Genomic DNA, 12403 nt, shown 5'->3' with positions numbered 1-12403 from the left:
CCTCGGCGTTCACGCTCGAGTTTGACCCACCGGCCTAAAAGCCCGGCGGAAACACCAATTTCCTTAGCCACATGAGCAATCGGGCGCTGCGACTCGATTACCAGGTTCGCGGCTTCACGCCGGTACTCCGGCGTGTACTTCTTGCGCTGTTGACTCACAATGAACATCCTCTCCTACGGACACAAGATCCGCACAAATAGGGTGTACACTAAACGAGGGTAACCTCATAGTCACCAAGGCATGCTACATGGCGGTGGGCATCGGCATGGACGGTATCAAGCACATCCTGGGTTTGTGGATTGCTGATCATGACGGTGCCGCCTTGTGGGCATCTGTGTGCGCGAATCTGGCCAACCGTGGCGTCCAGGATGTCTTCATCGTCTGCTGTGATGGGCTTAAAGGCCTACCGGAAGCCGTGGAGGCAACCTGGCCACATTCGATGGTGCAGACCTGCATCGTGCACCTGATCTGGGCGGCGAACCGGTGGGTGTCCTATCAGGACCGACAACCCGTATCCAGCGCGCTACGTTCGATCTATACGGCCGCAAACGACGATACCTTCCGTGCCAGCTTAGATGCGTTCGACGCCTCTGAGCTTGGTTAGAAGTACCCGCAGTCGGTGAAGGTGTGGCGTGATGCATGCGATCGGTTCGTGCCGTTTGTGCAGTTCCCGCCAGCTGCGCGCAAGGTGTTGTACACCACGAATTCGATCGAGTCACTCAATGCTGAGCTGCGCACAACTACCCGGAACCGGGGCCAGTTCCCGAACGATACTGCAGCACTGAAGACGCTGTGGCTGATGATGTGCAACATCGAAGACAAACGCGCTGCCACACGCGCGAAGCAAGCCAAGCGCGCCGTTGAGTGCAACGGGTATGTTGAAGCAGCGAAGGCCAATGGCTGGAAACAAGCCATCAACCAACTAGCTGTGGCATACCCAGACCGATTCACGGACTACCTGTAAACCAAGTCCCCACACACAAACTATCGGACACTCTCTGCCTCAACGGTCACAGCCTACGGGATGTTGCCGCTGGCCGGCACCCGAAAGATGTATGGGCGACGGAACAGAATTCGTCGCGCTCTCTCAAATCCTGGGCTGGTGAGGATAAGACCCTCCAAACGTTTATCCCGCCAGGCCAGCCGCCACATAACGAATTCGATGAGCTCTTTCATAACCGTATGCGAGACGAACTGCTGGAGAATAACAGCATCGACAACCTAGTCACGCCCGCACGGTCATGCCCCGGTGATCACGGCACTATAATGACTTACATCCGCACTCCTGCCTGGATTACCTCAGTCCGAGGGAGTAAAAGTAAAAACAAGACAACGCGGTCGACGTTCAGACGAAGTGGACCTAATTCTTAGGACACTCCAGAAGTTCAAATCAACACAGCAAAATAGTCTTTGCAGTCAGAGTACGAGATGGTTCTACCTCCCATCTTTCTACCTGTAAATATCCGTGGTTTAGTCGGACTATCTTCGCTGCAGTCCGCACTCGACAGCCGGCTAGCAACCCTCAAACTTCAAATCCGTAAGAAGTTGCAAGTATTGTACAAAAGCACCCCAAAAAACTCCTTAGCATCCTTCCTCTCCTTTCAGAGAGTGCAACTAATCAGATAGTTTTACAACAGCTTTCGATATGTAAACACTTCCGATAAGTAGTGAAGGTTGCTCGCCACATTATCGGAGACATCCCTATCCACGGACTGTCGATACTCTCGTCAAATCAGCAGATCTCGCGCGTTACTTGTGCTATCTAGAACTCTGCCGAGACACTGGACACCACACAAAAAGAGTCAAGCAACGACACCAAATCACGGGGATGAGGGTCACCTAATTTCCAATACCAGTATACTAACGTGGGGTGTTCATCTAATACTTCGCGTTTTGCCCTTCCCCGACGTGGTCGTAGAGGCGCTTTATGATGGGGTAACCGATGATGATGCCGACGGAGCCCCAGGCGATGCCCTCGAGGGTGACGCCGAAGACGTCGAGGGTGAGGTTGCCGATTCCGGCGATAAGCGCCACGGCGGCCGCGGTCAGGTTGACCGGGTTGTTGAAGTTGACCTTGTTGTCCATCCAGATGCGCACGCCGAGCATGCCGATGAGCCCGTAGAGCACCAGGGTGGCCCCGCCCAGCACGCCGGTGGGAATGGTGAAGATGAGCGCGCCGAATTTCGGGACGAATGCCAGGGCGATGGCGGTCAGGGCCGCGACGAAATAGGCGGCGGTGGAATAGACCCGGGTGGCGGCCATGACACCAATGTTTTCCGCGTAGGTGGTGGTGCCGGAGCCGCCGAAGCCGCCGGCCAGGGAGGTGGCCAGGCCGTCGGCGAAGAGGGCATCGCCCGCCAGGTCGTCGAGGTCCCGGTTGGTCATCTCTGAGACGGCCTTGACGTGGCCGACGTTTTCGGCGATGAGGACGACCAGCACCGGCAGGGCCACCGCGATGGCCGAGAGGTTGAACTCCGGGGCGTGGAACTGCGGCAGGCCCACCCAGGCGGCCTCCCTAATGGATTCGCCGGCGGACGGGTCCAGGTTGCCGGTCAGCGCGGCAAAGGCCCAGCCGACTACGACGCCGATGAGGATGGACAGGCGCGAGACCATGCCGCGGCCGGCCACCGTGGCCAGCAGGATGACCACCAGGGTCACCGCGGCTACCAGCGGCTGGCTGGAGAAGTTCGCAGCCGCGTTCGGGGCCAGGTTCAGGCCGATGAGTGCGACGATGGCGCCGGTAACGGCCGGGGGCATGACGGCGTCGATAACGCGCTTGCCCGCTGCCTTGACGAGGAGGCCGATGATAATCAGAGCCACGCCCGTGCACAGCACGGCGCCGGCCTGCACGCCGATGCCCTGGGCCTGCGAGGCGGAAAGCGGCGCGATGAAGGCGAACGAGGAGCCCAGGTAGGACGGCAGGCGGTTGCGGGTAATCGCCAAGAACAGGATGGTGCCGATGCCGGAGAACAGCAGCGTCGTGTTGACCGGGAAGCCGGTCAGGGTGGGCACCAGCAGCGTGGCGCCGAACATGGCCACAACGTGCTGCATGCCAATGCCGATGGTGCGCGGCCAGTTCAGCCGTTCTTCCGGGGCGACCACGGCCCCCGGGGCGATCTTCTTCCCGTCACCGTGGACGGTCCATCCGAAAATATTACTCACGAGTCTTCATTATGGATCACCTGCGCCAGGCAGGGTTAATCCACGCGAAACTCGGTAAGCTCCGCCGCGACCTGCTGCGGCACGCGGGCACTTATCCGGGTGCCGTCTTCCGAGTAGTCCTCGCTGCGCACCGTGCCCTCCTCGTGGAGGCGGGCCACCACGTCGCCACGGGTGTACGGCACGAGCAGCTCGACGTCCGCGTCCAGGGTGTTGAGGAAGAGCTCGACCCGGGTGGTCAGCTCGTCGACGCCCTCGCCGGTCTTCGCCGAGACGAAGACCACGTTGTCGCGGTCCAGGGTGTGGCGGACCTCCGCCAGCACCAGGGGATCGGCCTGGTCGATCTTGTTGATCACGATGATTTCCGGCGGCGGGTTCTCCCCCGTCTCCTTGACGATGTCATAGATGACCTTGTTGACTGCGGAGATCTGCTTGAGCGGGAAGGGATCCGAGCCGTCGACCACGTGCAGCATGAGATCAGCGCCCAGCACCTCCTCCAGCGTGGACTTGAAGGCCTCGACCAGCTGCGTGGGCAGGTGGCGGACGAAGCCGACGGTGTCGGTGAAGACCACCTGGCGGCCGTCGCCCAGCTGCGCGCGGCGGGTGGTGGGATCCAGCGTGGCGAACAGGGCGTCTTCCACCAGCACGCCCGCCCCGGTCATCGCGTTGATGAGCGAGGACTTGCCCGCGTTCGTGTAGCCGGCAATGGCGATCTGCGCCACCGTGGACGCGGCGCGTCGGGAGCGCTTGACCTCGCGCGCGGTCTTCATGTTCCGCAGCGCCTTGCGCAGGCGGGCCATCTCCGTGCGGATGCGGCGCCGGTCGGTCTCAATCTTGGTCTCACCCGGGCCGCGCAGGCCCACGCCGCCGTTGGAGCCGGCGCGGCCGCCCGCCTGGCGCGACAGGTTGCCGCCCCAACCACGGGTGTGCGTGTAGAGGTACTCCAGCTGGGCGAGCGAGACCTGCGCCTTACCCTCCTTCGACTTCGCGTGCTGGGCGAAGATATCCAGGATCAGCATCGTGCGGTCGATGACCTTGGTGTTGAGGGCGCGCTCCAGCGCGGTCAGCTGGCCGGGGTTGAGCTCACCGTCGCAGATGACCGTGTCCGCGCCGGTGGCTTCCACGATCTCTTTGAGCTCCTTGACCTTGCCGGAGCCGATGAACGTGCCGGAGTCCGGCTTGTCGCGCTTCTGGTAGATGAGCTCGACGACCTCCGCGCCGGCGGTCTCGGCTAGGGCGGCCAGCTCGTCCAGGGTGGCTTCGACCTCGGCGATGGTGCCCTCGGTCCACACCCCGACCAGGATGACCTGCTCTAGGCGCAGCTTTCGGTACTCGACTTCGTAGCCATCCGTGGTGTCCTCGGCGCGGATGGTGGTCTCCCGGGTCACGCTGCGCAAAGCGTTACGCTCTGCCAGGTCCATCTCACCGGTGCTTAGTTCCTCGTCCGCGTGCGCGGGCCGTTGCGGCGCGTTATCGCGGAAGGCGTGGGCGAGCAGCTTTTCGTGCTCGTTACTAAATTGTGAAGATTCAGTCATATTGGTGCTTATTCTTCCACGTCACTGCGCTAAACCCCAAGTGACACCGGCTAACTGAAGACCGCTGCTTCCTTCGGGTGCCGTCTGGGGCAGCGGGCAGGGCCCACGGCCGGCCGCCGTGAATTTAAGTGCCGGCACGCGTAAGGGATAGAATATCGACATGACCACGCATGCCAGCCAGTCCGGCCCGACGACCGCGGCCGATACCCCAGCCTCTTCCCAGCAGCCGACCCAGGAAGCGCCCGCCGCCCGCGTCGAACAACCGGCCGGAGTGGCGCACAAGCTGCCGGAAATGGCGGCGTTGGGCTTTAACTTCGACCGCTGGCAACAAGCCGTCGAGGCGGCCATCGCCACCGATCACCTGCAGGTCACCGGCGAGGTCCGCGGCGGGCAGCTCATCCAGTTCACCGACCCGAGCGGCGCGCAGCTCAACATCCTCGCCGTGGAGCCGTTTGCCACCTTCGTCGGCTTCAACGCCGTGACGCAGTCCTTCGCCCACGTCGACATGGTCAACGACGTGCTCGCCCACCTGGAGGTCATCGACCCCTTCGGCACGGTGCTGGCCACGGTGACCGCGAACCTCGCCCAGGGCCCGCTGCTGGCGGAGGAAGAAACCCAGCAGTGGCAGCAGGTCAGCCTGACCGCCTTGGCATTGGAGACCCGCCGCTACGCCTCCGCCGAGGCCTTTGAGGCCGAAACCGGCCAGTTCCCGGCGGTGGCCAAGTCCAGCGGCGCGGAGATCATCGCCTCCGGCTCCGGGGCCCAGGCCCCGACCCCGGCCTTCGAGTTCGCCGGGCGCGTGATGGAAAGCCAGTGGCTGACCAACGAGCTGACCGGCCAGCGCTTTGCTCACGTGGTGCTCGACGGCGCCTTCCCACTGGATGTGTGCCTGCCTGACGACGGCGGCGAGCTGCCGGAAAAGAACACGGTCCTGGCCGGCTCGGCCCTGCTGACCGCTAGCGTGGCCGCCCCGACCGGCGGCTGTGGCTCCGGCGGGGGCTGCGGGTGCGGCTCCGGCGGTTGCGGTTGTTCCTAGGCGAAGGCCGCCCCACACGGTAAGATAACCCTCAAAGTCCTGTCCGTTTATTCGTAGCTTCCGATATTTGACCGGCCCTTCAAGGAGGTGACCCCACCATGCCACTGCCCTTCCCCCGATCCGCTGGCCAGCGCCGCGCCCTGGCGATCGTGTTGATTATCATCGCCGCCGCCTTTCTCATCGGGCTGCTCAAGGTGGTCGGCCTGGTAGTCGCGCTCCTGCTGGCCGGGGCGGTGTGGGTCATGCTCTCCATGCGCCCGGACGCCCACGAACACCGGGTGCTGCGCTCGTCCATCCAGCTGTCGGCGGAAGACATCACGGACGTCATGGACGAATTCGACCACTTCAGCAACGCCCAGGACGCCGACACCATCGCGGACCGCACCCTGCACCGCCCAGCGCTGCTGGATTACGACTGCGGCGACGAGGCGGTAGAAAACTTCCACTACCAGTACGCCTCCGCGCGCCGCTTCCTCAACCGGCTGAATGCCCGCTTGGCCAGCACGGAGCTAGAAACCCAGGACCTGGAGTCGCTGCTGCGGGTCACCGACCAGCGCGCGCTCGATATCAAGGAATCCTGGATCAACGCCCGCCGGTCCGCCCAGCGGCTGGGCACCCGCTATAACAGCGAGGGCCCCGACAACCGCCTGGGCGGCGAGGCCAGCTAGGGACTCGCCTCCTAAAGGCTCGTCTCCCCGTCCGCGACGATCCGTGACGGGCCGGTCAGTACCGAACCGCCGTCGGTGATGGTGACCTCCACGGTCCCGCCCGGCACGTGGACGCGCACGGTACCCTCCCCGCGGCCGGCATCGGCCAGCGCGGCGCGCGCGGCAGCCACGGTTCCCGTACCGCACGAGCGCGTCTCCCCCACGCCGCGCTCGACCACGCGCATGTGCACCTCGCCGTCCGCCGCTGGGGTGACGATCTCCAGGTTGACCCCCGCCGGGAAAAACTCCGTGTCCCAGGTCGGGGTGCCCAGCTCCCACTCGGCAAGCTCCGCCGGTTCCAGGCCCGGCACGACCGCGGCCAGGTGGGGGTTGCCCACGTCCACGCCAAGGCCCGCTACCCGGTGGGTGCCCACCTGCGCGGTGGAGACCCCTAGCACCTTCGCCTCGCCCATCTGGACGCTGACGGTGGCGTCCGTGGCATCGGCAGCGTGCACCGTTACCTCTTTGATGCCGGCGCGGGTGCCGACGTTGAAGGTGGAGCCGTCCACCAGGCCCTGGACGCTGAGCCAGTGCGCGAAGACCCGGGTGCCGTTGCCGCACATCTCCGCCACGGAGCCATCCGCGTTGCGGTAGTCCATGAACCAATCCTCGCGATCCAGGCCCGCCGGCAGCTCCTCGAGCTCGCCGGCCTCCAGCAGCTGCCCGGCGCGCACCACGCGCAACACGCCGTCCGCGCCGAGCCCGGCGCGCCTATCGCACAGCCGACGCACGCGCTTTTCGGGCAGGTCCACGAGCTCCTCGAAGCTCGGGATGATGAGGAAATCGTTCTCGGTTCCGTGACCTTTGCTAACTCGCATGGCACCGAGTCTACTGTTTTGTCTACTGTTTCCCGACCAGGCCCCAGCCTGCGGGGCTGGGGTGCGCGGGGCGGCGAGGTTACTAGCCCAGGCCTAAGGCCTGCTGGGCCGCGGCGAAGGTGTCGCCGGCCGCATCCAACCAGTAGATGCGCTTGTCTCGGCGGAACCAGGAGCGCTGGCGCCGCACGTAGCGGCGCGTTCCGAAGACGGTCTTTTCTTCCGCCTCGTCCAAGGAGAGCTGGCCGTCGAGGTACTGCAGGACCTGCGCGTAGCCGATGGCCCGGCCGGCCGTGGACTCCGCCTGCAGTCCCACCTCTTTGAGGCCTTCGACCTCGCCGACCAGCCCCTGGGCGAACATCTGCCGGGTGCGCAGCTCAATGCGCGGGTTGAGCCATTCGGCCGGGGCATGCAGCCCCAGCAGCCGCGTCCCCCAGCGGGGCGGGGCGTTCTTGGGCGGCTGGCTGGCTTGGAAGGGCCGGCCGGTCAGCTCGATGACCTCCAGGGCGCGCACGGTGCGCCGCGGGTCCTGGTCCTCGATGGTCTCGGCGGCCTGCGGGTCCCGCTCGGCCAGCAGGTCGTGCAGGGCCGCCGTGCCGATGTCTAGCCGGAGGTCTTCGTATTTCTGGCGGACGTCCGGGTCCGTGGGCGGGAACTGCCAATCATCGACCAGGGACTGGACGTAGAGCATCGACCCGCCGACCAGGATCGGGGTCTTACCCCGGGACTGGATGTCTTCCACGTCCGCTATCGCCGCGGCCTGGTAGCGGGCCACGGAGGCGGTCTCCGTGACGTTCCAGACGTCCAGCTGGTGGTGCGGGATGCCTTCGCGCTCTTCGACAGAGAGCTTGGCCGTGCCGATATCCATGCCACGGTACAGCTGCATGGAGTCGACGTTGACCACTTCCCCGTCGAGTGCGTGCGCCAGGGCCACGCCGAGTGCGGATTTGCCGGAGGCCGTCGGCCCCACCACGGCAATGGGGGTTGGCAGCATTAGTCCACCTCCCAGCGCGCTACGTAGCGCCCCACACCCAGGGAGTCGTCCGCGGCGACGAGCTCCGCCTCCCGCAGGCCTCGGCGGCAGGCACACTCGGCCAGCTCCAGCCAGAGCGCCGGCTCGACGATGCCGGCCTCGGACAGCTGCCCCGCGTCCCACTCGTGCGGACTGGTGCTGCCTGCCCCCAGCAGCTCGCAGCACCATTGGTGCGCCGCGGCTGCTGCGGGCAGCTCGGCCAACGGGGCACGGGTGTCTAGCCCGGCGCTGCCGTCGACGACCACCACGGTGATGGCCTGCGAGTCGGGCGTGCCGAGGTGCTCGCGCACGGCCCGCACCTCTACCCCGTCGACGGGCTCGGCGACGTAGCGGGCCACCAGCTCCGCCAGGTAATGCCCGCCCGACACCCGGACCTGCGGCGCGCCCCAGGCCGCCAAGGAGCCGGCGTTTTCGGTACGCCAGCGCGGCGCCTGCGAGCAGACCACATCGACCGGCACGCGGGCGTGCTCGGCTAGGGCGTGCGCGCGACGCTTGGCTGCCGCCTGCCCCAGCGCCGCGCGGGCGTGGTCTAGCAACTGGGCCCCGGCGGCATCGTTAGGCGCGAGTTCGCGCACCAAGGCGGGGGAACCGGGGATTATCACGAAGGTAGACATACGCGGATAATCTTAGCCGCCAGCGGGGGCTGACCCACAGTTCGCCCGGCCGCCGGGGAGTCCGCACGTGGCGGGTGAATACCGGGTAAAGTAATGAATCGGCACTTCGCGCTTTTTAGGGCGCGAAATCGCATACTCCCGTTGAAGGCAGCCGTGTCGCGCGGCGGCGATTTTTGCACAAGGATGGTGTTTGACTCATGGCCCCTCAATCACAGGTACCGCACCCCGGCAACATGCCGAAGCCCGGCCCTCGGCCGCAGGCCCCGAAGCCGGGTCAAACCCCGCGGCCCGGGGCTCAGCCGGCAGCGCCGGTAGCACTGTCCCAGACGCCGAAGTCCGACCCGACCAAGTGGGGCCGGGTGGCTGCAGACGGCACCGTCTACGTCACCACCGGTGACGGCGAGCGCGCCGTTGGCTCCTGGCAGGCGGGTACGGCCGCCGAGGGCCTGGCCCACTTCGGCAAGCGCTACGACGACCTGGCCACCGAGGTCGAGCTGCTCGAGGCCCGCCTCAAGGCCAACCCGCAGGAGGCGGATTCCATCAAGGACACCGCCGCCACCCTGCGCGCGGACCTGGCCACCGCCGCCGTGGTGGGCGACCTGGACGCGCTGGACAAGCGCCTGGCCGCCATCATGGATCATTCCGTCGCCGCGCGGGAGCAGGCCCAGGCCGACAAGGCCGAGCGCCGCACCGCGGCCATCGCGGCGAAGGAAAAGCTCGCGGCCGAGGCCGAGGAGATCGCAGAAAACTCCAACGAGTGGAAGGCCGCCGGCGACCGTATCCGCGCCATCCTGGACGAGTGGAAGACCATCAAGGGCATCGACCGCAAGACCGATGACCAGCTGTGGAAGCGTTACTCCCGCGCCCGCGACGCCTTCAACCGCCGCCGCGGCTCCCACTTCGCGGAGCTGGACCGGACCCGCGCTGCCGCCCGGAAGAAGAAGGAAGAGCTGGTCGAGCGCGCCGAGGCGCTCCAGAACTCCACCGACTGGGGCCCGACCGCCCGCGCCTACCGCGACCTGATGCAAGAGTGGAAGGCGGCCGGCCGCGCCCCGCGCGACGTGGATGATCGCCTCTGGGCGCAGTTCCGCGCCGCCCAGGACCACTTCTTCAACGCCCGCAACCAGGTCAACGCGGAGCGCGACAAGGAATTCGCCGCCAACGCCCAGGCCAAGGACGCGCTGCTGGCGGAGTACTCCCCGCAGATCGACCCGGCGGCCAACCTGAACACCGCCAAGGCCAAGCTGCGCGAGCTGCAGGAAAAGTGGGAGGAGATTGGCTTCGTCCCGCGCAACCAGATCCGCGAGTACGAGGACAAGATCGCCGAAGTCGAAAAGCGCGTCTCCGACGCCGAGGAGTCCCAGTGGCGCCGCACCGACCCGGAGGCCCAGGCGCGCGTGGATCAGTTCCGCTCCCGTGCGCAGGACTTTAACCAGCAGGCGGATACGGCCGCCGCCAAGGGCAACACGCAGAAGGAAAAGAAGCTGCGCGCCCAGGCCGAGCAGTGGGAGCAGTGGGCCCAGACCGCCGCCGCGGTACTGGACGAGCAGTAGTACCCGTGCCTGATTTCCCCCACCTGCACCTAGCCCACCTCGCCGCTCCCCGCACCAGCGACGGCCGCCCGGTTGCCTCGGGCCAGCCTGCGGTATTCGCCGAGCCCAGCGACGCCATCCGGACGCTGAGCTTCCTGTCGAACCTGGCCGCCCAGGAAGCCACCGGGGATCCGGCGGCCTCCATGTCCGCGGAGCTGGCGCTGCACGCGCTGTGCGGCACCCCGGAGATGCTCACTGACCTTTTCGCGGTGGTCTCCGGCCCCGTCCCCGTAGGCGAGCTCTCTCCGCTGGGCTACCCGCTGCTGGCCAGCACCGGTGACATCCCGGAGCTCGACTACGTGGGCTTTATCCAGATCAGCCGCCCGCAGCTCGAGGACTTAGGCAACGTCGAGCTCGACTGCGTGTTGGACGCGGGCTACCTCCCCCTGCCGGGCACCCCGCTGGAGCCGGAGGCCGCGGATTTGTTGGCCTGGATGCTAGATACCGGCTGCGAGCTCGCCCAGCGCCTGGGCCGTGCCCGCGTGCTCACCGGGATGATGCACGCTCCGGACGACGAGGTCCTGCCCGCCTCCCTCGCGGAGGTCTTCACGCGCAGCCGCTTTAGCCGCCGGCACGCCGAGACCCAGCTGCTCACCCGCCTAACGCAGCCGGGCGGCCAGGCCACCCCGGACTCCCCGGATCTCCCGGATCTCCCAGGTCTCCCCGGCCTGCCCGAGGGGTGGCAGTTCGCTGCCTTCCACAACTACGACCTGCCCGCCGATATCGAGCCCCAGGTCGTCGAGCTTCTCACAGTGGCCTCGCAGGACGCCGACTACGGGGAGATGACCGTCGAGCCGGTGGCCTGGACTGCCGACCGGCTCAACGAGGCCCGCCGCCGCGTGCACGAGCGCCGGTCCGAGACCGTCCTCGTGGCGGCTATCGATGCCACCGGGGCCAGCCGACGCGTGCGCAGCCTCGCCGAGTGCGGCCGCCACCACGGCGGGCACGCGGAGATAGCCGAATGGACGCTCATGGTCACCGACCGGGGTTGGCGCCGCCAGGGGCTGGCCACGGCCACCGCGCGGGCCGCGCTAGTTATGGCGCGCGATTTCTGGCCGGAGCTGAACCGGGTCTACGGCTCCGCCGCGCTCAGCGACGTGCCCGCGCGGGCGCTGCACGCGCGCCTGGGCAGCCAGCCCATCGCCGTGACCACGGCCTGGCAGCGCGACCTGTAGTTCCGTTAGTTCCGCGGCTGGCCGGGGCCGTTGGTCTCGCCGTGGCTGCGGCGGTAGCGGGCCGCGGCCTGCTGGCGGCGGTCATCGACCAGCAGCGGGTTGCTGTCCGGGTCCACGGTGGCGCGGATGCGGTTCTGGACCTGTCCGACCTCGTCCATGGTCCCGGCCGCCGCGCGGGCGCGCTCCTGGGCCTCCTGCTGCTCCGGGCTGCGGCGCAGGGCCACCAGGCAGTAGGCGATAAAGGTAAGTCCGCAGGCGACGACCCCGCAGACGGCGCCGATGCCGACCCCGTAGTCCTGGGAGCCGCGCACCCAGAACATGAACAACGAGACCGCGAAGGCCACCGTCGCCATCATCCAGCCGGCCAGGCCGAATGCGGCCCGGCGAGTAATCAGCGTCAGGGTGGTTAGCACGCCCACGCCCAGGGTCATCAGCACGGCGAAGACGTATTCCACGATGGAGATCTCCACCTCGCCGGACTGCCCGGTCAGGACCTGGAATCCGCGGGCCGGGCCCGCGTGCGGCAGCAGCAGGTAGGCCACGAACAGGGCCACGGCCACCCAGAGGGTGACGGTCTGGCCGCGCAGGTCCATCGTGCGCGCCGCGCGTTTTTCCGCCGCGGCGGCGGCCTGCTTCTCCTTGCTGTTTTCGATGTAGAGCAGCGATTCTGGCTGCTCTACTTCCGAACTGGAGGATGGCGTTTCCGGGCGATTTGAATCAGTCACAGTCTTCGACCT

Annotated in this window: 11 protein-coding genes and 1 pseudogene; 5 read left to right on the top strand and 7 right to left on the bottom strand. The window is 66.6% G+C overall.

Annotated features, from left to right (window positions below):
* Nucleotides 1-167, bottom strand: a 167-nt coding sequence (locus tag QQS53_RS06445) for a transposase (RefSeq protein WP_472775072.1), incomplete at its 3' end; no start/stop codon positions are given.
* 41 nt (nt 168-208) lie between these two features.
* Between QQS53_RS06445 and QQS53_RS06440 the strand changes: the two are divergent.
* Nucleotides 209-964 (top strand): annotated as a pseudogene (locus QQS53_RS06440) (IS256 family transposase); the annotation flags it as partial.
* 914 nt (nt 965-1878) lie between these two features.
* On the opposite strand, the gene QQS53_RS06435 reads toward QQS53_RS06440, so the two are convergent.
* Both QQS53_RS06435 and hflX read right to left on the bottom strand, forming a co-directional pair.
* Entirely contained in the window at nt 1879-3162 is a 1284-nt protein-coding gene (locus QQS53_RS06435) for a uracil-xanthine permease family protein (protein WP_472775045.1), read from the bottom strand.
* Nucleotides 3163-3197: 35 nt separating this feature from the next.
* The gene (hflX, locus tag QQS53_RS06430) at nt 3198-4694 is read right to left on the bottom strand and encodes a GTPase HflX (RefSeq protein ID WP_472775044.1); all 1497 of its coding nucleotides are present in this window, start codon (nt 4692-4694) and stop codon (nt 3198-3200) included.
* Nucleotides 4695-4986: 292 nt separating this feature from the next.
* Between hflX and QQS53_RS06425 the strand changes: the two genes are divergently transcribed.
* Together QQS53_RS06425 and QQS53_RS06420 are read left to right on the top strand one after the other, a co-directional pair.
* A complete protein-coding gene (locus QQS53_RS06425) occupies nt 4987-5730 on the top strand; it encodes a hypothetical protein (protein WP_472775071.1) in 744 nt (247 codons plus the stop codon).
* Nucleotides 5731-5828: 98 nt separating this feature from the next.
* A complete protein-coding gene (locus tag QQS53_RS06420; protein WP_472775043.1) occupies nt 5829-6398 on the top strand; it encodes a hypothetical protein in 570 nt (189 codons plus the stop codon).
* Nucleotides 6399-6409: 11 nt separating this feature from the next.
* Here the strand turns inward: QQS53_RS06420 and dapF are convergent, their stop codons facing one another.
* The 3 genes from dapF to QQS53_RS06405 form a co-directional block, all read right to left on the bottom strand.
* On the bottom strand, nt 6410-7255 hold the full coding sequence (dapF, locus tag QQS53_RS06415) for a diaminopimelate epimerase (RefSeq protein WP_472775042.1): 846 nt from the start codon (nt 7253-7255) through the stop codon (nt 6410-6412).
* Nucleotides 7256-7337: 82 nt separating this feature from the next.
* Nucleotides 7338-8243, bottom strand: coding sequence for a tRNA (adenosine(37)-N6)-dimethylallyltransferase MiaA (gene miaA / locus QQS53_RS06410; RefSeq protein WP_472775070.1), 906 nt, complete (start codon nt 8241-8243; stop codon nt 7338-7340).
* Nucleotides 8244-8245: 2 nt separating this feature from the next.
* Entirely contained in the window at nt 8246-8899 is a 654-nt protein-coding gene (locus QQS53_RS06405; protein ID WP_472775041.1) for a hypothetical protein, read from the bottom strand.
* A 197-nt stretch (nt 8900-9096) separates the two neighbouring features.
* Between QQS53_RS06405 and QQS53_RS06400 the strand changes: the two genes are divergently transcribed.
* Both QQS53_RS06400 and QQS53_RS06395 read left to right on the top strand, forming a co-directional pair.
* Complete coding sequence (locus QQS53_RS06400; RefSeq protein ID WP_472775040.1) at nt 9097-10452, top strand: DUF349 domain-containing protein; 1356 nt, start codon at nt 9097-9099, stop codon at nt 10450-10452.
* Nucleotides 10453-10457: 5 nt separating this feature from the next.
* Nucleotides 10458-11666 carry a GNAT family acetyltransferase gene (locus QQS53_RS06395; protein ID WP_472775039.1) on the top strand — a complete coding sequence of 403 codons (1209 nt, stop codon included), beginning with the start codon at nt 10458-10460 and terminating at the stop codon, nt 11664-11666.
* Between the two features lie 5 nt (nt 11667-11671).
* On the opposite strand, the gene QQS53_RS06390 is transcribed toward QQS53_RS06395, so the two are convergent.
* On the bottom strand, nt 11672-12391 hold the full coding sequence (locus QQS53_RS06390; RefSeq protein WP_472775038.1) for an Rv2732c family membrane protein: 720 nt from the start codon (nt 12389-12391) through the stop codon (nt 11672-11674).
* Nucleotides 12392-12403: the final 12 nt, after the last annotated feature.

Source organism: Corynebacterium sp. 2571A, from assembly GCF_055700935.1.
Note: the sequence above shows the minus strand (reverse complement) of the source record. Positions and strands in the feature narration are given on the sequence as shown.